Origin of the sequence: Kocuria sp. UCD-OTCP (assembly GCF_000349605.1) — a bacterium.
In the GTDB taxonomy this organism is placed as follows: domain Bacteria; phylum Actinomycetota; class Actinomycetes; order Actinomycetales; family Micrococcaceae; genus Kocuria; species Kocuria rosea.
In genome coordinates this window covers 47,363-67,416 of sequence record NZ_KB714684.1, presented here as the reverse complement: position 1 = coordinate 67,416, position 20,054 = coordinate 47,363, and the positions used below count along the sequence as shown (strand labels likewise).

General features: G+C 70.0%; 20 protein-coding genes and 1 riboswitch. Of the genes, 8 read left to right on the top strand and 12 right to left on the bottom strand.

All coding sequences use genetic code 11. The annotated features are described in order from the left end of the window. The first annotated feature begins 45 nt into the window (after positions 1 to 45). Together H488_RS35040 and H488_RS35035 are read left to right on the top strand one after the other, a co-directional pair. A complete protein-coding gene (locus H488_RS35040) occupies positions 46 to 423 on the top strand; it encodes a TIR domain-containing protein (protein ID WP_017834937.1) in 378 nt (125 codons plus the stop codon). A gap of 69 nt (positions 424 to 492) precedes the next feature. Continuing rightward, positions 493 to 1,521 (top strand): FAD-dependent monooxygenase, encoded by a 1,029-nt coding sequence (locus H488_RS35035; protein WP_017834936.1) that lies wholly within the window; start codon positions 493 to 495, stop codon positions 1,519 to 1,521. Positions 1,522 to 1,552: 31 nt separating this feature from the next. Here the strand turns inward: H488_RS35035 and H488_RS35030 are convergent, their stop codons facing one another. Then, a complete protein-coding gene (locus tag H488_RS35030) occupies positions 1,553 to 2,056 on the bottom strand; it encodes an SRPBCC family protein (RefSeq protein ID WP_017834935.1) in 504 nt (167 codons plus the stop codon). A 292-nt stretch (positions 2,057 to 2,348) separates the two neighbouring features. On the opposite strand from H488_RS35030, the gene H488_RS35025 reads away from it, so the two are divergent. Then, positions 2,349 to 3,299 carry an intradiol ring-cleavage dioxygenase gene (locus tag H488_RS35025; RefSeq protein WP_017834934.1) on the top strand — a complete coding sequence of 317 codons (951 nt, stop codon included), beginning with the start codon at positions 2,349 to 2,351 and terminating at the stop codon, positions 3,297 to 3,299. 47 nt (positions 3,300 to 3,346) lie between these two features. Here the strand turns inward: H488_RS35025 and H488_RS35020 are convergent, their stop codons facing one another. The 4 genes from H488_RS35020 to H488_RS35005 all read right to left on the bottom strand — a co-directional run bounded on the left by H488_RS35020 (position 3,347) and on the right by H488_RS35005 (position 6,526). Continuing rightward, entirely contained in the window at positions 3,347 to 3,673 is a 327-nt protein-coding gene (locus H488_RS35020) for a GYD domain-containing protein (RefSeq protein ID WP_017834933.1), read from the bottom strand. A gap of 155 nt (positions 3,674 to 3,828) precedes the next feature. Next, positions 3,829 to 4,257 (bottom strand): DUF1801 domain-containing protein, encoded by a 429-nt coding sequence (locus H488_RS35015; RefSeq protein WP_017834932.1) that lies wholly within the window; start codon positions 4,255 to 4,257, stop codon positions 3,829 to 3,831. Between the two features lie 313 nt (positions 4,258 to 4,570). Continuing rightward, a complete protein-coding gene (locus H488_RS38150; protein WP_051063841.1) occupies positions 4,571 to 5,755 on the bottom strand; it encodes a thermonuclease family protein in 1,185 nt (394 codons plus the stop codon). 288 nt (positions 5,756 to 6,043) lie between these two features. Next, positions 6,044 to 6,526 carry a hypothetical protein gene (locus tag H488_RS35005; RefSeq protein WP_144835686.1) on the bottom strand — a complete coding sequence of 161 codons (483 nt, stop codon included), beginning with the start codon at positions 6,524 to 6,526 and terminating at the stop codon, positions 6,044 to 6,046. Between the two features lie 586 nt (positions 6,527 to 7,112). Here H488_RS35005 and H488_RS35000 point away from each other — a divergent pair. Next, entirely contained in the window at positions 7,113 to 7,868 is a 756-nt protein-coding gene (locus H488_RS35000; RefSeq protein WP_017834928.1) for a nuclease-related domain-containing protein, read from the top strand. A gap of 23 nt (positions 7,869 to 7,891) precedes the next feature. Here the strand turns inward: H488_RS35000 and H488_RS34995 are convergent, their stop codons facing one another. Beyond that, the gene (locus H488_RS34995; protein ID WP_017834927.1) at positions 7,892 to 9,301 is read right to left on the bottom strand and encodes a plasmid pRiA4b ORF-3 family protein; all 1,410 of its coding nucleotides are present in this window, start codon (positions 9,299 to 9,301) and stop codon (positions 7,892 to 7,894) included. Positions 9,302 to 9,462: 161 nt separating this feature from the next. On the opposite strand from H488_RS34995, the gene H488_RS34990 reads away from it, so the two are divergent. Further along, the gene (locus tag H488_RS34990) at positions 9,463 to 9,732 is read left to right on the top strand and encodes a hypothetical protein (RefSeq protein ID WP_144835689.1); all 270 of its coding nucleotides are present in this window, start codon (positions 9,463 to 9,465) and stop codon (positions 9,730 to 9,732) included. Between the two features lie 26 nt (positions 9,733 to 9,758). On the opposite strand, the gene H488_RS34985 is transcribed toward H488_RS34990, so the two are convergent. The 3 genes from H488_RS34985 to H488_RS34975 form a co-directional block, all read right to left on the bottom strand. Beyond that, positions 9,759 to 10,664, bottom strand: coding sequence for an endonuclease/exonuclease/phosphatase family protein (locus H488_RS34985; protein WP_017834925.1), 906 nt, complete (start codon positions 10,662 to 10,664; stop codon positions 9,759 to 9,761). A gap of 223 nt (positions 10,665 to 10,887) precedes the next feature. Then, positions 10,888 to 11,112, bottom strand: coding sequence for a hypothetical protein (locus H488_RS34980; RefSeq protein ID WP_017834924.1), 225 nt, complete (start codon positions 11,110 to 11,112; stop codon positions 10,888 to 10,890). A 237-nt stretch (positions 11,113 to 11,349) separates the two neighbouring features. Continuing rightward, a complete protein-coding gene (locus H488_RS34975; protein WP_017834922.1) occupies positions 11,350 to 12,300 on the bottom strand; it encodes a helix-turn-helix domain-containing protein in 951 nt (316 codons plus the stop codon). A gap of 134 nt (positions 12,301 to 12,434) precedes the next feature. Here H488_RS34975 and H488_RS34970 point away from each other — a divergent pair, with 134 nt between their 5' ends. Beyond that, entirely contained in the window at positions 12,435 to 13,217 is a 783-nt protein-coding gene (locus H488_RS34970; protein ID WP_017834921.1) for an SDR family oxidoreductase, read from the top strand. 93 nt (positions 13,218 to 13,310) lie between these two features. Here the strand turns inward: H488_RS34970 and H488_RS34965 are convergent, their stop codons facing one another. Both H488_RS34965 and H488_RS34960 read right to left on the bottom strand, forming a co-directional pair. Further along, on the bottom strand, positions 13,311 to 14,270 hold the full coding sequence (locus H488_RS34965) for a 2-hydroxyacid dehydrogenase (RefSeq protein ID WP_017834920.1): 960 nt from the start codon (positions 14,268 to 14,270) through the stop codon (positions 13,311 to 13,313). Further along, positions 14,267 to 15,466: a pyridoxal phosphate-dependent aminotransferase gene (locus H488_RS34960; RefSeq protein ID WP_017834919.1), complete on the bottom strand. Its 1,200-nt coding sequence runs from the start codon at positions 15,464 to 15,466 to the stop codon at positions 14,267 to 14,269. Before H488_RS34960 ends, H488_RS34965 begins: the two co-directional genes overlap by 4 nt. Before the next feature lie 228 nt (positions 15,467 to 15,694). Between H488_RS34960 and H488_RS34955 the strand changes: the two genes are divergently transcribed. Next, positions 15,695 to 17,491 carry an ATP-binding protein gene (locus H488_RS34955; protein WP_031283801.1) on the top strand — a complete coding sequence of 599 codons (1,797 nt, stop codon included), beginning with the start codon at positions 15,695 to 15,697 and terminating at the stop codon, positions 17,489 to 17,491. Between the two features lie 75 nt (positions 17,492 to 17,566). Here H488_RS34955 and H488_RS34950 read toward each other — a convergent pair whose 3' ends face one another. Further along, entirely contained in the window at positions 17,567 to 18,067 is a 501-nt protein-coding gene (locus H488_RS34950) for an NlpC/P60 family protein (protein ID WP_017834917.1), read from the bottom strand. A 5-nt stretch (positions 18,068 to 18,072) separates the two neighbouring features. After that, positions 18,073 to 18,257: riboswitch (cyclic di-AMP (ydaO/yuaA leader) on the bottom strand. Positions 18,258 to 18,942: 685 nt separating this feature from the next. Between H488_RS34950 and H488_RS34945 the strand changes: the two genes are divergently transcribed. After that, positions 18,943 to 19,635, top strand: coding sequence for an EcsC family protein (locus H488_RS34945; protein WP_017834916.1), 693 nt, complete (start codon positions 18,943 to 18,945; stop codon positions 19,633 to 19,635). The last annotated feature ends 419 nt before the right edge of the window (positions 19,636 to 20,054 follow it).

Genomic DNA, 20,054 nt, shown 5'->3' with positions numbered 1-20,054 from the left:
CCTTGCACTAGGACAAACTTTCGATGTGGCAGGGAGTTGACGGCAATGGCGCCGAAGACTGTATTTCTGGCGTTCGCGGAGCAGGACGAGCTGTTCCGGAACCTTTTCACCGCGCAGTGGGACCGGGCCGGGGACCAGGCGCGGTTCGTGGAGCCGCCCGGGAACGGGGCGAGCGCGGACGCGTGGAAGCAGGACGTGCGGGACCGGATCCGCCGCAGCGACGGCGTGATCGCGCTGATCGGCGGCGGCACACCGGACTCGGACGCGGCGCGGTGGCAGATCCGGTGCGCGGTGGCTGAGGACAAGCCGCTGCTGGGCCTGTGGGTGGAGCCGGAGGCGCGGAAGAAGCCGGCCGAGATGGGCCCGGCGCGCTGCGAGACCTGGACGTGGGAGAACATCGGGAACTTCCTGGACCGCCTGTAGCCCGGCCGCCTGCAGCCCGACCGCCCTGGGCGCGTCCCGGGGCCGGGACCGCCGACCACAGGAGGAGCCGTGCGCGGATCGGCCGTCGTCATCGGTGCGGGCATCGCCGGCCTGGCCACGGCCCGCGGCCTGCTCGGCGCGGGCTGGTCCGTCCGGGTGCTCGAGCGGTCTTCGGGCCTGCCGGGCACCGGCACGGCGCTGGGCATGTGGCCCGAGGCGATGCGGGCCCTGGACCGGCTGGGGGTGGGCGAGCAGGTCCGGGCCGCGTCCGTGGAGCAGCGGGGTGCGCGGCTCCTCCGGCCGGACGGCACCGAGATCGCCCATCTCGGCCCCGGGCGCACGGCCCGGCTGGTCCCCCGGCCGGCGCTCCTGGCGGCGCTGGCCCAGGGCCTGCCCCCGGACGTCATCGCGTGGAACGCCCCAGTGACGGATCGCGGTGCCCTGCCCGCGGCCGACGTCGTCGTCGCCGCGGACGGCGTGCACAGCCCCGTCCGCGCCGCGCTCTTCGGCGTCGCCCCGCGGCCGCTGGGGACGGTCGCCCTTCGGGGCACCGTCCCGGGGCCGGCGGACGGCGCCACGGAGACCTGGGGGCCGGCGCGGCTCTTCGGGATCACCCCGCACGACGCCGAGCGCACCAACTGGTTCGCGAGCGTCCGCGCCGACGTGCTCGCCGCCGCCGCGTCCGAGCGCGACGACGCCCAGGCCCTCCAACGCCTCTACGGCGACTGGCACCCGGACGTGCGGCGCGTCCTGGCCGCCCTCGGGAACACCCCGATCGACCGGCGCACGCTGCTCGACGTGCCCCCGCTGCCGTCCTATGTCCGGGGGCACACCGTGCTCCTCGGCGACGCCGCCCACGGCATGGCCCCCAATCTCGGCCGGGGCGCCTGCGAGGCCCTCCTCGACGCCACGGCGCTCGTCGAGGCGCTGAGCGCGGCCTCCGACGTGCCCGGCGCCCTGCACCGGTACGACGCCGTACGCCGCCGGCCTACCGTCCGCACGGTGCGTCTGGCCCGTCTGGCGAACCGCGTGGGCACGGCGCGGCACGGGCTGGCCGTGCGCAACGCCGTGGTCGCCGCGGCGGCCCGCCTGAGCTGACCGGGTCAGGCGCTGGTCCCGACCCCGTCCGTCACGGTGCGGAGGACGACGACGCGGCGTCGGCCTCGGCCACGCGCTTGAGCCGCTGCAGGCTCTCCCGCAGACCCTGGCGCATCGTGGTCATCCGGTCCCGGTCCCGGCCCAGGGTGCCGATGATGAACCAGCCGATGCGGCCGACCGGGCGGGCGATCTCGTAGGACTCCGTCACCCGGGTGCCGGTGCCCTCCGGCTCGAACCGGTAGCGCCACACGAGGGTGCCGGCGAAGCGCTCGGTGCGGGCGAAGGCGAACTCCCGGCCGGGCTCGGCGGCCATGACGATCGGCGTGTTGTGCCACGGGAACCGGGAGTCGGGCGGCACCCTGTTGCGGGCCCGGAAGCGTGCGCCGACGCGGGGTCCGCCGTCGTTGAGCCAGACGACCTCGTCGACCTCGGGACTGTACTCGGGGGTGCGGGTGACGTCGGCGACGAGGTCGTAGACCGTCCGCGGCGGTGCCTCCACGTGGATGGAGTCCTCGGCGCGGCCCAGAGTCTGCATGGTGGTCCTCCGTGCGGTGTCCGCGTGGTGGGGCCCAGGCACCCCGGAGGAGCGGCGGGCCGGGTGCTCCCACGGTAGGACCCCGGTGCGCCGGGTCCGTCCGGGTGAGACCGGATCGTTGCTCGCCGCGGCTGCGTGTCGCCGGCGGACTGCGGCCGGTGGGCGTCCCGCCGACCGGGCGCCCGCGCGAACCCATGAATTCGCACACGCGGTGCTGTGTCCCGGCTCAGCCGCGGCACAGCACCCGTTCCTAGCGTGGAGGCCGACAACGACCCGTACCGATGGAGGATCCATGGACCGCAGCACCCCGCACGAGACGGCGCTCAGCTACGAGGGCCGCCGGCTGCCGCGCCCCGAGGAGGAGGTGGTCGACCAGGGGCTGGGCTTCGACATCGGCACCCTGATGAACCGGCGGAAGGTGCTGACGGTCTTCGGTCTCGGCGCCTCGGCCTTCGGACTCGCGGCCTGCGGGGCCGGAGCGGGCGGCAGCGGCGCGAGCGCGTCGTCGTCGGCCTCCACGTCTCCTTCGCCCTCGGCCACGGCCCTGGCGGTGGACGAGATCCCGGACGAGACCGCCGGGCCCTACCCTGGGGACGGCTCCAACGGTCCCGACGTGCTCGAGCAGAGCGGGATCGTGCGCAGCGACCTGCGCTCCAGCTTCGGGGACGCCGGCGGGACCGCCGAGGGCGTGCCCATGACGCTGGAGCTGACCATCGCCGATCTCGCCGACGGCGGGGTGCCGTTCGCGGGAGTGGCCGTCTACGTCTGGCACTGCGACCGGGAGGGCCGCTACTCCATGTACAGCGAGGGCGTCACGGAGGAGAACTACCTGCGCGGGGTGCAGATCGCCGACGACGACGGGAAGGTGCGCTTCACCAGCATCTTCCCGGCCTGCTACACGGGCCGGTGGCCGCACATCCACTTCGAGGTCTACCCGGACCAGGCGTCCCTCACCGACTCCACCACCGCGATCGCCACCTCGCAGGTCGCCCTGCCGAAGAACGCCTGCGACGCCGTCTACGCCACCACCGGCTACGAGTCCTCCGTCAGCAACCTGGCCCAGCTCACCCTGGCGAGCGACAACGTCTTCGGCGACGACAGCGGGGCCAGCCAGTTGGGTGCCGTCACCGGCAGCGTCGCGCAGGGCTACACCGTCACCCTGACCGCCGGGGTGGACACGACCACCACGCCCACCGGCGGCGGCATGGCCGGAGGACCGGGCGGGCCGCCCCCGTCTCGCTGAGTGATCCAGCGGTCGGTCTGCTTCTGGGGTTCCCCTGGCAGACGGGATCAGGTCCCGGGAGGCCGGTACGTGATCTGCTCGGCCCGGCGCAGGGCCTCCAGCGTGTCCTCGACGCTCATGAGCACCGTGGTCTCCCGGGAGCTCAGGGCGCCACCACCGCTGATGGCCAGGACGACCGCGGCCATGGACACGTTGTCGGGCGCCTCCCACAGGTTGTAGCCGTCGTGCTCGCCGAACGCGTACCAGAAGCCGTGCAGCTTGCCGCCGACGGATTCGATGTAGTCCTGGGCGGCCTGGCGACGGTCCTCCGGGTGGGCGATCAACCGCGCCCAGGTCTCCGGGGTGTAACTGAACTTGGACAGGTAGAGCGGCATCGTCTCGTCCCCTCGTGTGGTGGTGTCCGTCCGGCCGGTTCCGATCAGGCGTGTGCTGACCGTAGGCCCCCGCACGGGCGCACTCCAGGGGATCGCCCGGATCGTCGCCGGCCCGTGACTCATGTCGCCTCCGTGTCGGAGGCGGCGGCGTCCGCTCAGTCCGGGGCGCCGTCCCGAGCGCGGTCCGTCCACAAGCCGTCGCCGAGCTTGGCGTACGAGGCGGCGACGATCTGCTCGAGGACGTCCAGGTCCACCGCGCCGAGATCCCTGAGGTAGATGCAGCCCACTCCGGTGGTGTGCGGGCCCAGGCGCGCCAGGTTCTCCCGGTGGGCGTCGACGCCGTCGTACACGTAGACCGTCGTCGCCGCCTTCCGGGCGGCGAAGCCCGCCGCGGGGGCGTCGCCCTCGTGCCCGCTCGCGTACTTGTAGTGGTACTGGCCGAAGCCCACGATGGTGCCCCACATCTCCGCCGGCTGCCCGGTGGCCCGGGTGAACAGGGGGAGGAGGCGCTCGGCGTCCGCCCGCCGCTTCGCCGGCGTGACCCCGGTGAGGTACTCCTCGACCGGCTGACCTGTCTTCTCCACGGTGGGCTCCTCGGGGTCGCTGGGACGTCGATCGTCTCAGGCCCCAGGGTCCTCAGCCGGTCCGACACGGCAGCGCGGACTCCGCTCGGATCATGGGTGACGACGACGCGGGCCGGTCACCGACGGCTCAGGCGCGGCGTCCGGTCCGTCCTGGACCAGCCTGATCCTGCGGGTCGTGGTCTTCATCTTCGTCTTGGGGTTCTTGAACCGTTCGGTGTTCTCCGGCGGCGACTTCCTGGCGCATGCGGCGTTCCTGGGGGATTTTTCATCTTGGAGCCGGCACCACTTCCGTGACCAGATCCTGTCGCCGGGATCAGCAGGGCTTGAAGAACTTCCCGCCGGGCGCGTAGCAACGAGGTCCCGTGTAGCCGGGAATGTCCGCGTAGTAGCCGGGAGGGGCCTGGTTGACGATGTTGGCGCCCGGGTTCGGGGCGGGCTTCGGCGCCGGCACAGGGGCGGGAGCCGGCGCGGGCCTCGGCGCGGGGGCGGGAACGGGGGCCGGATTCGGCGCGGGCGCCGGCGCGGGTGCGACCGCCCGGCGTGCGGCGTCGGCCGCTGCCTGCCGTGCCGCTTCCGCCTGGCGGTCGAGCTCGGCCTGCCGGGCGGACTCCGCCTGACGGGCCGCGTCCGCCTCCGCCTGTCGGCGCTGGTCCTCGGCCGCTCTGCGCTCCGCAGCCTTGGCCTCCGCCGCGCGGCGCTGCTCGGCGGCGCGCTCCTGGAGGGCCGCGACGTCCTGGCGGACGCCCGAGATCCCGCTCGTGAGCGATGGCAGCCCGGCCAGATGGCGGACGTGCGGGTGCGCGTCGCCGTCGACCGCGTCGAGCGCCGCCAGGAACGCGACGGCGGCCGCGATCTCCCCGGCCGCATCGGCCAGATCCGCCGGTGCGGCGTCGGCGAGCGCGCTCGTCGCCTGCTGCACCTGCGCCGGGATCGTGCAGCCGTGGGTGGGGTCGAGCAGGCCGGCCTGCTGCTGCTCCGCCTCGGCGAAGGCCTCCTCGACCGGCGGCAGGAACCGGCCGTTGGGCGCGATGTAGAGCGGCGTGCCCAGGCCCTGGCGGGCGATCTCGGCGTTGACCAGCGTGCCGTCCTCCAGGAAGACCCCGGCCAGGGTGCGGTCGTAGCGGTCGGTGCGCTCCTGGTCGTACTCCAGGCCCACCACGGTGCCCGGCGGCAGGAGCTCCTCCAGCAGCGCGGTCGCCTCCGGGCCGAGGCACTCGACGACCTCGTTCGGGTCCTTGGTCTCCGGGGTGTCGATGTTGAGCAGCCGCACGCGCACCACCTCACCGTCCCGCCGGACGTCGACGGTGTCGCCGTCGATCACCCGCTCCACCACGGCGCGCTCGCCGCGCAGTTCCGGGGCGGCGGAGGTCTCGGGGGAGGCGGCGTTCGACGACGACGTCGTGTCGCTGGAGGCCGCCGACCCGCCGCAGCCGGTCAGGAGCGCGAGGACGAGCGCGGAGGCGCCCAGTCGGAGCAAGGTGGGAGAGGAGGGGGCCACGGAAGTCCTGTCAGGAAAGCGTCAGTTCCCCTCCAGCCTATGGATGCATCTGCAATCACCCGGGAAGCTGGTGTCCCCAGTTCTGCGGCCGCGGGCTCAGGCGCGGCTCTCTGCATCTCGGATGGTCTCCGGCACGACCTGGCCGGTGGCGTGCTCCGACGCGAGTGTTTCGAGGGCTGCCAAGGTGCCGGTGAGCGCCGGGAGCGCCAGGCAGACCATGCCGCCAGGCCGCTGGACCCAGCAGTCACCGGCAGGGAGCAGAGCCGACACCGGCAACGAGGCCCGGTCTTAGCGCAGGGGTTCCGGTGCCGCGGCGAACGCGGCGGCGATGTCGACCGTCACCGCGGCCGGCGGCTCCCCGCTGTCCAGGGGCACTCCATGGGTGAACTGCCGAGTGCTGTTGGCGACCTGGATCCGCGCGGTTGCCCCGTCCCGGTGCACGGAGACCAGCCGCAGATCGGGGTCGGCGTGGGAAAGGTCAGGGAGGTAAGCACCCAGGTCGTCCAGGAGCTCGCTCCACAGCTGCTGGGGGTCCGGGGTGTCCGGGTAGGTGTCGGGATCCTGTGCGGCCGGCGGGGTGATGGGTCCGGCAACCTTGCTCAGCAGCTGTGCGATGCGCCTCCGCCCGGCTGTCAGCGGCACGGACACCGGCGGCCCCGTCACGCACTGCACGTCGGCGGTCTCCTGGGCCAGCGTGACGCCGGTGATGAGGCTGTGCGGTTGGGCGCGTTCGACCATGGACAGCTCGTGCAGGAAGGTTCCGCCGGTCACGGTCACGTCCATCAACCCCCCAGATGTTCAGAGCGTTCTTCACGAAGTCAGGGCACGCTCCTGCGTATCCCTGACAGTACGTCGTCGTCACTCCGAAGGGGCGGCCGTCACTGGTGTTGGTGCGAAAATCCACCCCCGCGATCACCGTGACCGTTCGCAACATGTTGGCCCGCGCCGAGGTGCTGTCCTGGACACTGCCCAGGCGGGGTCTGTGCCGGCGGGAATCACAGCTCGCACTGAACGGAGAGATCACCTGAACTCCACCAGGAAGCATCGCCGGCCGTTGACACGGGCCCGGTGTGAGGGCCGGGTGACCAGGCGCTGATGGCGTCACACAACGGAACGAAGGCGCTGCCACTTGATGTGTACTAATGCAAAGACGTGTGATGCAGGAAAACCTTCACGCCCTGTCCGAAAGCTGACGACCATGCCGCCCTCCGCCGACTCTGCATCCCCGCCACCCATCCGCTCCACGGGGTTCGCCGCCTTCCGGCTGCTCGGGCCGCCCGCGGGGAACAGTGCACCGGTACCGGTACCGGCACCGGTACCGGTACCGAGCCTGGCCGTTCGAGGCGCGGGTCAGGAGGTGATTGCCGCGACGCTGCGGCTGCAGGAGGGCCAGCCGCCCCGCACGTGGTGGGGCCGGCTCGCGGGCGCCAGTCCGCTGAGCGCCGAGAGCCGCTCCTGGTACCGGGGGGCGCTGGGAGAGATCGCCGTCGGGCAGATCTTGGGTCGTCTGGGCCCGGAATGGACGGTGCTGCACGCCGTGCCGGTCGGTGCCGGGGCCTCGGACATCGACCACGTGCTGATCGGTCCCGCCGGGGTGTTCACGCTGAACACCAAGAACCATGCAGGCAGGACAGTGTGGGTCGCGGACCGCGCCGTCATGATCGACGGGCACAAACAGCACTACCTCTCGCACTCACGCCACGAGGCGGCGCGGGCCGGCAGGCGGTTGAGCGCCGCGGTGGGCGAGCCGGTCCCGGTCACCCCGGTGCTGGTGCTGATCGAGCCGAAAAACCTGACGATCAGGCGCCGGCCCGCGGGGGTCGAGGTCGTCACGAACCGGCAGCTGCTGCGCTGGTTGCGGCGCCGGCGCCCCGTGCTGACGGACCAGGAGGTCGCCCGGATCTCGGCTGCCGCGGTGGTCCCCAGCACCTGGCACAACAGTCCTGCGCCGCCCGAGGACCCGGTTGCGCTGCAGGAGCGCTTCGCGGAGCTCCGGCATACCGTGCGGAGCGCGCGACGGCGGCGCGAGCTGTGGCGGTTCGGCGGTCCCGCCGCCGTACTGCTCTTTTTCTTCGTGGGTGAGCCGCTCCGGGCGGTGCTCAACGCACTCTGAGCCGCGCGGCGGAGGAGTCGCAGTCAGGAGCGCAGCACGGCGCGGGCGAAGGAGCGCCCTTCCGGAAGTACGGGTGCGTCCGGTGCGTCCAGCGCGGACAGTCTGCCGATCGCACCCAGCTGGGTGAACACGTCCCAGCCGCCCCGGACCTGGTCGCGCACCATGTCGGGGGTCAGTCCCCATCCGTCGGCGGCCTGCCACCCGAGGACCTCCAGGCCGAAGCCGATCCGCCGCAGCACCTCGTCTTGGGACTCGGCGCGACCTGTCGCGAGCTCGAGGGCCAGCAGAAGCGTGGCATCGCGCTTGACGTCGTGCCGGTGCCGGTGGGCCATGGACCGGGCCACGAAGAACCACAGACCCACGGGGTCGTCCCCGAGCCTCCGGACTGCCACGGGCAGGACCAATCGACCCTTGTGCTTGCGCACCAGACCGAGCCTGTGGGCCTGCTCCCGCAGCTGCCTGACCGGCTGGGTCCACTCCTCCCGATTGCCTTTCCCGATCCAGCGCTCATCCCAGCCGAACTCGTCCATGGCTTCGGCCACCACGGCCGGCGGCAACCACCCGGCAGCAGTCAGATCCAAGCCATCGGCACCGACCCTGCGGATCAGCCAGCGGTACGGGGCCACCATCCGCTCCGCTATGGCCGCGTCGACCAGCACGGAAGTCTCCGGCTCAGCCGACTGCAGATAGGTGCGAAATTCCGGGCGCAGACCGGGCGGAACCCGCTCCACCAGCTCGGCGACGAGGGGAGGTGTGTCCGGGGGCGGGGCGGAGCGTCCGTCGTCGTCGGGGGCGGGAAAGCGGAGGGCCAGCTCGTGGTTGACGGCGTCGACGTCGAACCGGTCAGGATCGAACGGCTGCCACGGACCGACGGTGTCGGCGAGCCACTCCGTCAGCTCTCGGTGACGCTCGTGGCGGGGATCGGCGAGGGCGTCCAGCAGCTCGGCGTAGCCGGGAGTGCTGCCGCAGTCCTCCGGGGGCGCTCGCCGTTCGCCGCGATCCACGTGCGCAGCCGGTTCCGTCGCGGGGACTGTGAGCTGCTCGACGAGCTCGAGGCGGTGGATCCAGCGGTCACCGAAGTCGTACTCGTAGTACAACGGACTGCTCTCTTCGGTCAGCACCTGGCCGAGGGTCCACTCGGTCTCGGGCAGGCCGTCCAGCTCCTCCAGGTCCTCGTGGGTCATCCAGCGCCGGGGGTCCCGGACCTCGCCCTCCACCGGGTGCAGGCGCTCGTCGGGGTCCGTGTCCTCGAACAGGTGCAGGTGGCTGTCCCGCCAGCCCATGGCGACCTGCAGGGCCTCGTGCACCCGGTCCAGCGTGAGATCTGCGTCCAGCTCGAGAAGCCGCCAGATCTCGGGGTCGGTGTCCATCAGAACGATCTTGAGGCGGATCAGATCCCGCGTCTGCCGGCCGGTTCCCGCGCGTGCTGCCATGGGGTCATCCTCTCAACCTGGATGCCCTCACGTCAGGTGTCCACGGCCCGGACGTCCGGGACCCTTGCGAGGACCGGCGACCAGGCGCGGCGGTCCTTGGACCGCCGCGGGCAGCCGGGTGGACCCTTGCGGGTTCCGCCATGTGAGCGCACAGTTCCTATATGAGAACGACGACGCTGTTGTTCGTGGTGGCCGTGGTGATCGCGGCCCTGGCCCAGCTGGTGGTCGGATTCTTCTACATGGCCAGCGGGCTGATGGCTCCGCTGTGGGCGATCGTGCTCCTGGGCGTGTGGTGGTTGCTCCTCACCTACATCGGGGTGCGGCTGGTGCAGCGCCGGTCCTACCTGGTGCTGCTGGTCCCCGTGGTGGCCGTCGCGACGTGGTTCGGCGTCATGACCTTCGGGGAAGCGGTCCTCGGCTGGACCCCCTGAGGCTCCGGGGATGTGGTGCGTTGCCGCTACTTGACCTTGCCGTTGGGAGTCTTCGTGATCGACAGTTCGGCCACGATGGGCAGGTGGTCGGACGCCGTGGTCCGGATGACCTCCGCCGAGGTGGCGGTGGCTCCCCGCGCGGTCAGGATGTAGTCGATGCGCAGGCTGGGGTTCTCCACGGAGCCGCTGCCGGGGAGGCCTTCGAGGTCGGGGCCGAAGGTGTAGTCGTCGCCCTGTCCGAGGGCGGCGAAGGTGTCGGTGAACACCGAGAACAGGGGCTGCAGTTCCGGGGCGTCCGGTTCGGCATTGAGGTCTCCCACGATGACCGCCGGTCGCTCGCTGGCACCGGTGATGTCGAGAATCTCCTCGACCTGCAGTGCGCGCTGTTCCTCGCGCTGGAAGTCCAGGTGCGTGCTGTAGAAGGCGACGTGATTGCCGCGGACGTTCACCACGGCTTCGAGCAGACCTCGCTGCTCGGTGGGCCGCTCCTCGTAGTCGATGTTCGTCAGGAGGTGGTTCTCCGAGGAGATGATCGGGTATTCGCTGAGGATGGCGTTGCCGTACTGGCGGTTGTCCACATCGCCGGGCAGCGGTGGTTCGTCCAGATTGGCGCCGTATACGACGTGCATGTCGAGCCGCTCGGCGAGCCACTCCGCCTCGTCCAGGAACTCACTGCGTGAGCCCCAGTGGTTGTCCACCTCCTGCAGGCCGATGATCTCGGCGCCGGAATCCTCGATCACCGACGCTGTGCGCTCGAGGTCGAACTGGTTGTCACCGTCCGCGCCGTAGTGGATGTTGAAGGACATCACGGTCACCTCGGTGCTCTTCTCGCCGGCCTTCGAGGGGGCGGCGAGGGCCGGTCCGGCGCCGAGCAGGGTGCTGCCGGTGATCAGGGCTGCAACGGAACCCGTGGTCAGCAGTTTCTTCAACATGGTGAGTTCTCCTCGTGGTGGGGCGGCGCCATCTCAGGGGGCGATGGACAGGGCGGCGGCATGCCGGGGCTTCCCGGTGTGAGCATCACGAGGGTCCTTTTCGGGCTCCGGACAAGTGATCTATGCCACTCGTTCATCTTGGACTAGACCAATTTGTCCGTCAATGGATTGGTTCAGACCAAAAGCACGGCGGGTTGATGAGCGGCGCGGCCGGGCTGACCGCTCATCGGGCTCCGATGCCCGACGGCGTCGCCGAGTGCGGATCATCCTGCGTGGCGACCGGGTCGCCCAGGAAGGCCAGGCTGCGCCGCAGCGTGTGAATCCAGCCGTCCCAGCCGAGGTGGCGCCACGGCACCCTCTCCTCCGGGGGTGCGGCCAGGCGGCCGATCACTGTGTACACCGACAGCACAGCGGCTGCGGCCAGCACCAGGAACACGAACGAGATCATGATGAGCTCCTTGCCTGCGGTGTGCCGGCCGATCCGGCTCACCCTCACGCTGACAAGCCTCGTCGGCCGGAGTCTCTCGCACGAGTGGCAGAAATGACTACCTCCGGTCGTTTTCTGCCAAGTCTGTCGACGCTCTGCCGCGGAGTCCCGGATGAGCGGAACGCTTGCTCGCGATCGCGGCCATGACGGAGCTCGTCGGCCGCGATCTCGCGGCCGAGGTGCTCAAAAAAGCGGTGCTCAGGCGGTGGTCGCGAAGCGACGGCGGTACTGCTGCGGGCTGAGCCGGCGGATCCGGGTGAAGTGGTGGCGCAGTGTGGCCGCGTTGCCGAAGCCCACGTCCGCGGCGATGCGCTCGACGGGCAGATCGGTCTCCTCGAGGAGCTGCTCGGCCCGGTGCAGACGCCGCGCGGTGATCCAGGCATGCGGGGTGGTGCCCGTCTCGTCGCGGAAGCGGCGGGCGAAGGTGCGCGGTGACATGGCGGCGCGCCGGGCCAGGGCGTCGACGTCGAGCGGCTCGTCGAGGTGTCCCACGATCCAGGTGAGCAGCGGGTCCAGCGTCTCGGCCCGGCGCTCGGGGACCGGGTCCTTGATGAACTGGGCCTGCCCGCCCTGGCGCTGCGGCGGCACCACCATGCGCCGTGCCACGGTGTTGGCGGCCGCCGAGCCGAACTCCTGGCGCCACAGGTGGAGGCAGGCGTCGAGGCCCGCCGCGGTGCCGGCGCTGGTGAGGATGCTGCCGTCCTCCACGTAGAGGACCTCGGGCACCACTTGCGCGGCGGGGAACCGTTCGGCCAGCTCCGCGGTGTGCATCCAGTGGGTGGTGCAGCGGCGGCCGTCGAGCAGGCCGGTGACACCCAGGACGAAGGCGCCCGAGCAGATGGACAGGAGCCGGGCGCCACGGTCGTGGGCCGCGCGCAGCGCGTGGACCACCTCCTCCGGGACCGGGATGTCCCGGGACATGGCGGGGAGGACCACGAGATCCGCCGCCGCCACCCGGTCGAGCCCGTGCTGGACCGCCACGTCGAAGCCGGCGATCGTGCGGACCGGCTGCCCATCAGGGCTGCACACGGCGAAGTCCATGACGGGCAGGCCGTCACCCGAGCGGTCGATCGCCCAGGCCTCGCAGGCCACCCCGAGCTCGAAGGGGGAGACCTCGTCGAACACGATGACGGCCACGTTGCTGATCATGGGTCCATGCTCCCAGCAGTGCGGCAGGAAGTCGACGGAAGTCCGAAAACTGACAGTCGCGGCGGGGAGGGCACGCGAGGAGAATCGAGGCCAGCAGCACCGAGGCACGGACGGCGGGAAGAGGACGGTGGGCCATGGAGAGCACGGGCGAGGGCGAGCGCAGGAAGGTGGCGGTCCTGGGAGCGACCGGGCAGCTGGGCGCACGGGTGGTGGCACAGCTGCGCGAGCGCGGGGTCGACGTCGACGAGGTCTCCCGCGGGCAAGGCATCGACGTCTGTTCCGGCGAAGGCCTGGACGCCGCGTTCGAGGGGGTCTCCACCGTGGTGGACTGCCTCCACCTGGCGACACTGTCCCGCAAGCGCGCCGTCGACTTCTTCACCACCACCGCACGCAACGTGGTGGCGGCGGCACAGCAGGCAGGGGTGTCCCGGATCGTGTGCGTCACGATCCTCAACGCCCGGGAGCCCGAGGTGCACCGGTGGATGGGCTACTACGCGGGCAAGGCCGCCCAGGAGCAGACCTACCGTGCCGGGCCCGTCCCGGTCACATTCGTGGCCTCGGCGCAGTGGTACGAACTGGCCGAGACCCTGCTGTCGCAGATGCGCATCGGCCCGCTCTCCGCGGTGCCCGGGATGCGCTCCCAGCCGCTGGCCGCCGACGATGCCGCCGCGTTCGTCGCCGACCGTGCCCTGGAGCCCAGCGGCTCCGCAACCTCCGACGACGCCGTCATCGCCGGGCCCGAGGTCCGCGACATGGCGGACCTCGCCCGTGCGATCGAGCAGCACCGTGGAGGACGTCGGAAGGTGCTCCGGGTGCCGGTGCCGTTGACCGCCCTCGGCAACGGCGGCTTGTTGCCCCGAGGAGACTTCACGACCGCCCCGACCCGGTTCGAGGACTGGCTCAGCAACGCCTTGTGAGGGACGGCCGCCTGCGTCACCGCCGTAGCCGTCCTGCCGGGGACGTGGCACCGGAATCCCACGCCGCTCGAGGTGGAACCGGCCGCCCTGCTGCTACCCGATCGGTGTCGGCGGCCGTTGCCCGCCGAGCACGGCGAGCACGTTGTCGGCGGCGAGCACCGCCATGGCGGTGCGTGTCTCCACCGTGGCGGAGCCCAGATGCGGTACCAGCACCACGTTGTCGAGCTCCAGCAGCTCGGGATGCACCTGGGGCTCGTGCTCGTAGACATCCAGTCCGGCGCCCGCGATCCGGCCCTCGCGGAGGGCGGCCGCGAGCGCCGCTTCGTCGACGATCGGTCCGCGCGCGGTGTTGACGAGGTACGCCGAGTTCTTCATCGCCGCCAGCTGCTCGGCGCCAATCAGATGGTGCGTGGCGGGCCCATAAGGACAGTGCAGCGACACGACGTCGGAGACGCTCAGCAGCTCGTCGAGATCGACCCGCCGGGCGCCCAGCTCGGCGGCGATCCCGGGATCGATCTCGCTGCGCGACTGGTAGACGATCTCCATGCCGAAGGCCTTGGCCCGCCGCGCGGTCGCCTGACCGATGGCGCCCATGCCGACGACGCCGAGGGTCTTGCCCTGCAGGCTGCTGCCGAGCAGGAAGAACATGCCCCACTTCCAGTCCTGGCCGGAGCGGATGAGCCGTTCCCCCTCGCCGAGCCGACGGGTCGCGATGAGGATCAGACCGAAGGCGATGTCGGCGGTGGCGTCCGTGAGCACGCCGGGGGTGTTGGTCGCCACGACGTCGCGTTCGCTGCAGGCGGGCACGTCGATGTTGTCGTAGCCGACGGCGACGTTCGCGACCACTTGTAGCTGCGGGCCGGCGGCGTCGAGCAGCTCGGCGTCGATGCGCTCAGTGAGCAGACTCACGACGGCATCCGCCCCGGCCACCCGGCGCAGGAGCTCCTCGCGGCCGATCGGCTCCGGATCCGGCCACATCTCGACCTCGTGGGCGGCGCGGAGCTTTTCGACCGCGGCGTCGGGCACCCGTCCCGTGACGACGACCCGGCTCATGCCGTCTCGATCCACTCGCGCAGGCGGCCAAGGCCCTCGCGGATGTCGGGGACGTCGATGCCCGAGTAGGCGAGCCGGATGTACTGCCGGTCCTCGCCGGGCTGGCGCCGGCCGAAGTGCTCCCGCGTGCAGAAGGAGACGCCGGTCTGCTGCAGGGCCGCCGTGGCGAAGTCACCGACCGCCGTGTAGCCCATGCTCTCCATGGTCTGGGTGACGTCGGGGAACAGGTAGAACGTCGACTGCGGTACGGCCACGTGCATGCCGGGGATGGCGTTCACGAGTTCGCATGCGGCATCCCGGCGCTCGCGCAGAATGTCGAGTGTCTCCTGCACGGGTTCCTGGGGGCCGCGGAGCGCTTCGATGCCGGCCCACTGCACGTAGTGCGTGGTGCAGGACTCGTCGTTGGTGTTGAGCGTGCCGAGCACCGTGGCGATCTCTGGCGGCGTGACGGCGCAGCCGAGGCGTGAGCCGGTCATGGAGAACTTCTTGCTGAACGTGTAGAGGATGACGGTGCGCTCGGCCATGCCGGGGAGCGACGCGATCGAGCTCGAGGCCCCTTCGTAGCGCGTCTCGAAGTAGGCCTCGTCGGAGAGCACCCAGAGATCGTGCTCCTGGGCGATTTGCGCGACGGCCTCGCGCTCGGCCGCCGTCGACTCGGCCGAGATGGGGTTCTGCAGGTCGTTGTAGATGATGGCGACCGTGCTCGGGGTGATCGAGGCGCGCACCTGGTCGAGGTCGATCGCGAAGCCGTCCTCCGTGGGGAGGTAGCGGTACGGCACCGACGTGCCCCCGAGGTACTCGATCTGCGATTCGTAGATGGGGAAGCCGGGATTCGGGTAGAGCACCTCGTCGCCGGGGTTCATGACCGCCTGCAGGAACTTCGTGATGACGGGCTTGCCGCCCGTCATCACGACGATGTTCTCGGGGCTGAGGCCGATGCCGCGGCGCGAGCCGATGTCCTCGGCGAGGGCCTCGCGCAGCTGCGGGATGCCGGGACCGGGGCAGTAGCCCGTGTGGCCGTCGGCGATGGCCCGGTCCATCGCCTCGATGATGTGCGGGGCCGTCGGGATGTTGATGTCGCCGAGGTGGAAGGGGTACACGCGGTTCCCTCCCGCCTTCCAGGCGGCCGCGGCCTGGGCGACGCTGAAGGCGGTTTCGGTGCCCAGCCGTTCGAGCCGGTGCGCGAGTTGGCGCATGCTGTCCCACTCCTCGTCGAGTTGGCGATCGGTCCGCTGGCGGATCCGGGTCGAGCATACGACTCATATATCAGCCTGGGAAGAGCGGCTTCAGGATGATGTCCTACATGGAGGCAACGAGCGCCGAGCGACCTGAAGGTTCATTCAAGTGCTCACTCTGTCATTCACTCCTCATTCAGGCACAATGAGTGAGTGACAAGTGAATGAGAGAACGAGTGGGGGAGTTCCGTGAGCGAAACACACGCGGTCGTCGCCGATCTCCGTCGTCGCGGAGCCGAGCCCACGCAAGTGGAGGTCAAAGCGGCGGCGGGAGGAATGCCGAAATCCCTTAAGGAGACCCTGAGTGCCTTCAGTAACGGGGAGGGAGGCATCGTTCTCCTCGGACTGAGTGAGGACGAGGACTTCACGCCGGTGGCGTCGTTCGACGCCGATGCCATCCGGGATGCTGCGGCAGGCATGGCGGCGGACTCCATGACACCCGCGGTGCGGTGCGAGATCGCCATCGAGCCGTTCGAAGGAGCCCGCATCGTCCGGATCGACGTCCCGGAGATGAACTCCGGCGAGAAGCCGTGCTACGTGACGGCCCGGGGTGTCTACGGAGGTTCTTACCTCCGCGTGGGCGACGGTGATCGGAAACTGACCCAGTACGAGGTCACTCAGCTTCTCGCCAACCAGGGCCAACCCACCGATGATCAGCAGCCGGTCAGGGAGGCCGCGCTCGCTGACCTCGACCCCCAAGCGGTCTCCGCGCTGCTCACCCGCGTGCGGGAGCGCTCCCCTCGGGCCTTCGCCGGAGTGTCCGACGACGTCGCTCTCACCCGCCTGGGCGTACTGGTGCGGGACGGTGAGAACCTCGTTCCGTCACTGGCGGGCCTGCTGTGCCTGGGCATCTACCCGCAGCAGTTCTTCCCGCAGCTCAACGTCACCTTCGTGGCGCTGCCGGGAACCACCATGGGCGAAAGCACCCAGGACGGACGACGGTTTCTCGACAACCAGACCGTCGACGGTCCGCTGCCGGTCATGGTGCAGGACGCAGTGGCCGCGGTGGAGCGCAATATGCTGCGTGGCGCCGTCATCCAGGGGGCTGGACGGTCGGACCGATACGAGTACCCGCTCGAAGCCGTGCGCGAGCTCGTGGTCAACGCCCTGATGCACCGGGACTACGGGCCCTTGGCCAGGGGGACCCAAGTGCAGATCGAGCTCTATGCAGATCGGCTCGTCGTCAAGAACCCGGGTTCGCTTTACGGCGGCGTCGAGGTCGGGGGGCTCGGCGCGGATGAGATCACGTCCTCGCGCAACGGTCTGCTTGCTCGTCTGCTCTCCGACGTCGAACTCCCGGGCCGGCGCGAGGTGGTCTGCGAGAACAGGGGGTCGGGCATTCCCCGGATCATGGCGACGCTGCGCGCTGCAGGCATGACCCCGCCCGAGTTCGAGGCCACGCTGAGTCACGTCAAGGTCACCGTTCCCCGGCATGCCCTTCTCGACACCGACACCGTGGAATGGATCGCCTCCCTGTGCGTCACCGGCCTCACCGATGCCCAGCACATGGCCCTGGCGATGCTCCACCACGGCACCGAGGTGTCCAACGAGCGATTGCGAAGTTGGGGACTCGACAGCCGGGAAGCCACCGCGGCACTCACTGACCTCGTGGACCGGGGGCTGGCCGAGCGTTCTGGCGGGAGACGTTATGCCCGGTATCAGCTCTTTCCGGACGTCGCGCTGTCTTCCCGAGTGGCAGGGCCCGATGTCGACCCATCGAGCCCACCCGAAAGGTCGGCGCCTCGACCCGGCGGGACGATCGTCCTGGACGAAGACTTGGAGTCCGTGTTGCGTGCTGTGGGTGCGGAGGGCCTGGATGCCACGCGACCGGTGGCCGCCCACCTGGGATGGACCTACAGCCGGACGCTGAGCCGGATCAACGAGCTCATCGGCCGTGGCATGCTCGAGGCTACGGCTCCTCCCACCAGTCGCAAGCGCCGGTACAGGGTCACGGCTGAAGGAGTCCGACGCCTCTCGGTGTCCTGAGGCGCCCCGTAACGAGACTCGGGTGTGCGGTTCCCGTCGGGACGGGAACCGCACACCCGCATCCTGCGTGGAGTGTCAGCGCACTCGGATGTAGACGGGACCGGAGCCGACGTTGACGGTCTGGATGACCGTCTGGTTGCCGTTCCAGCCGCCGTGGACGGCCTTGCCGCCGCCGATGTACACGGCGATGTGGGCGAAGCCCATGCCGCCGTTGGCGTAGTAGACCAGGTCGCCGGGCTGGGCCTGGGCGGCGGAGACCCGGGTGCCGAGCTTCAGGTAGGAGGCCGGCCACCCGTGGTGGTTGATCCCGGCGGCGCGCAGGGACTTGGTGACCAGGGCGGTGCAGTCCTGGCCCACGCCGAGCTGGTTCTTGGCCGCCGCGGCGATGGTCGCGGCCTTGCCGGACTGGGACTGGATGCTGACGAGCTGCTGGGGGGCTGCGACGGGGGCGGCCTGGGCCGGGGCCACGCTGCTGAGCGCCAGGGCGCCGCCGGCGACCGCCAGGATCGCGGTGCGTCCGAGACGGAACGTGCTCTGGGCGCGGTGGCGGGGCGTGCGGGAGCGGAAAACGGGCATGAGTGATGTCCTCCCTCTTGCCTGCGAGGTGAGCTGTCGGATGCGGGTGGGAGACACCCGGTCGTCAGGATGGGGGCCCTGACGACTTAACCCCTAGGTCCCGGGGGAGGGACCGTTCATGGTTCCCCCGCTTCTGCCGAGCGATATACATGGGGGCCCGGGCACCGGCAGAATTCGGCGATGTGCACGGGGATGTCGATCGGTGAGGCGACCGGCACGGAGAGAACACTAATCGAAAGATAACGGAAAAGTCTCGCTTTGATCACGGGCGTGTCTCGGCTTCTGTGTCGGCCGAGCAGTGCGCCTCCTCGTCCAGATGAAGTTGCTCGCTGAGGGGCGCCGGTGGAGACCGCTACGGAGGCTCAACTCGAGACATAAGTGGACTTGACTTGGGGCTCTACCGAGGTCGTACCGGTGGGTGGGCACGCCCATGCTCTGAGGCGGCATGTCCGGTGGCGGCACCCGCGTTATGGCGTGACAGTTTGCCGGGAAAGCTCCACAAAACCATTGGTCGTCGACGTGAGCGGCCCTTTCCCTCCGGGGCGGTATAGACGCTTTTCTAGTACGGCTTAGGGTCCAGACACGAATTAGCAAAAAGAAATGACTGCGTTCGTGGTGATTGCCCGGTGAGAGTTGGCTTTCTTTCCAGGTACGTGCGGGGGGCGCGTTGCACCCCTGAGGGTCAACAGCGCACCGTTGGGGCGGTCGAAGTTGTCGTTGACTCGTTTGATCTGGCCGCCAGGTCGACGCTCTGGTTTGGGATGGTCTCGTACTCCACCGACGTGAGCTTGCCGGAGGCGCCTCAGCGTCGCCGAAGAAGGTATGTGCGCTCGGTGGCCGCTGCGAGCGGATAGCCTTCACTTATGCGAAATCATGTGGACGCCGACGCCGACGCCGCGCCCGAAGCCACGGAACCCGCTGATGCGACGGCACCCGAGAAACTCAGCGCCCGGGCAATGCATGTCGCGGAGACGGTGCTCAACGTCGGCGTCGACGGCAAAGGTCCGTGGAAGAGTTCGGTCCAAATCGCGGAGCAGCACCTGGCCAGGCATGGTGACGTCGAAAAGGCCATCCAGCGCCTCATCGCAACCCACGTGCGGCTCACCTCCAGCTCCGGATTCCTGTCGGGCCTGGGCGGACTGATCACCTTGCCTGTCGCCCTGCCTGCAGACTTCACCGCGCTTTGGCTAGCCCAGGCGCGTCTGGCGGGAGCGATCGCGTACCTGCGCGGGTACGACCTTCGGTCCGAGGAGGTGCGTTCCGTCGTCCTCATCTCGCTGATCGGCTCCTCGGCGACCGAGGTGCTGGCCGCCGCAGGAGTCGAGATCGGCACGAAAACGGCCATCGGTGTGATCAAGAAGGTGCCTGGTCAGGTGCTGATCGAAATCAACAAAAAGGTCGGGTTTCGCCTGGTCACGAAGGCGGGATCCAAGGGCGTCGTGAACCTCACCAAGCTCGCGCCTGTTGCAGGCGGCATAGTCGGCGGGGGCGTCAATTTTGCCAGCACTCGGGCAGTCGGCACCTGGGCGAAGTTCAACTTCCCGGACGACAGCGCGGGCTGCCGATAGCGACCTCGGGACATGCAGATGGGTCGCCCGATCAGTGTGAGATTCCCGGGCACATCGCGGTCGTTCCGGCCATGGGCACAGGTCTCCATGACGCGGGTCCTGATCATCATGGCCGCGCCCAGAAGTGGTCCGCTCCGCGGGATGCACCCGCTGGCCGGCGCGGCGGCGAGTTTCTGGAGCATCCGAGTCCTGAAGTAGCACCGAGGAACTGAGACTCCAGTTCGCCAACGCGTCCGGACATACGCTAAGGATGGGCAATTTCCAACTGCAACAGCCAAGCGTCTCTACAAGTGACTAGGAGAAGGGGGAACGTATGCCGACGACTGCGATATGGGGCATCCACAACGACGCACTCAGAAACGAGCTGGTTGACGAGGGATTCGTCAGTGTCGGGTGGGATGAGATCCGCGACCTGAGGG

What these genes read in the sequence shown, in the direction of transcription:
- H488_RS35040 (WP_017834937.1), top strand. Translation starts at nt 46, where the DNA reads ATGGCGCCGAAGACTGTATTTCTGGCGTTCGCGGAGCAGGACGAGCTG.
- H488_RS34965 (WP_017834920.1), bottom strand. Translation starts at nt 14,270, where the DNA reads ATGAGCCGGGTCGTCGTCACGGGACGGGTGCCCGACGCCGCGGTCGAA.
- H488_RS35020 (WP_017834933.1), bottom strand. Translation starts at nt 3,673, where the DNA reads ATGCCGCTCTACCTGTCCAAGTTCAGTTACACCCCGGAGACCTGGGCG.
- H488_RS34995 (WP_017834927.1), bottom strand. Translation starts at nt 9,301, where the DNA reads ATGGCAGCACGCGCGGGAACCGGCCGGCAGACGCGGGATCTGATCCGC.
- H488_RS34990 (WP_144835689.1), top strand. Translation starts at nt 9,463, where the DNA reads ATGAGAACGACGACGCTGTTGTTCGTGGTGGCCGTGGTGATCGCGGCC.
- H488_RS34960 (WP_017834919.1), bottom strand. Translation starts at nt 15,466, where the DNA reads ATGCGCCAACTCGCGCACCGGCTCGAACGGCTGGGCACCGAAACCGCC.
- H488_RS34950 (WP_017834917.1), bottom strand. Translation starts at nt 18,067, where the DNA reads ATGCCCGTTTTCCGCTCCCGCACGCCCCGCCACCGCGCCCAGAGCACG.
- H488_RS34970 (WP_017834921.1), top strand. Translation starts at nt 12,435, where the DNA reads ATGGAGAGCACGGGCGAGGGCGAGCGCAGGAAGGTGGCGGTCCTGGGA.
- H488_RS34975 (WP_017834922.1), bottom strand. Translation starts at nt 12,300, where the DNA reads ATGATCAGCAACGTGGCCGTCATCGTGTTCGACGAGGTCTCCCCCTTC.
- H488_RS35025 (WP_017834934.1), top strand. Translation starts at nt 2,349, where the DNA reads ATGGACCGCAGCACCCCGCACGAGACGGCGCTCAGCTACGAGGGCCGC.
- H488_RS35030 (WP_017834935.1), bottom strand. Translation starts at nt 2,056, where the DNA reads ATGCAGACTCTGGGCCGCGCCGAGGACTCCATCCACGTGGAGGCACCG.
- H488_RS34980 (WP_017834924.1), bottom strand. Translation starts at nt 11,112, where the DNA reads ATGATCTCGTTCGTGTTCCTGGTGCTGGCCGCAGCCGCTGTGCTGTCG.
- H488_RS34985 (WP_017834925.1), bottom strand. Translation starts at nt 10,664, where the DNA reads ATGTTGAAGAAACTGCTGACCACGGGTTCCGTTGCAGCCCTGATCACC.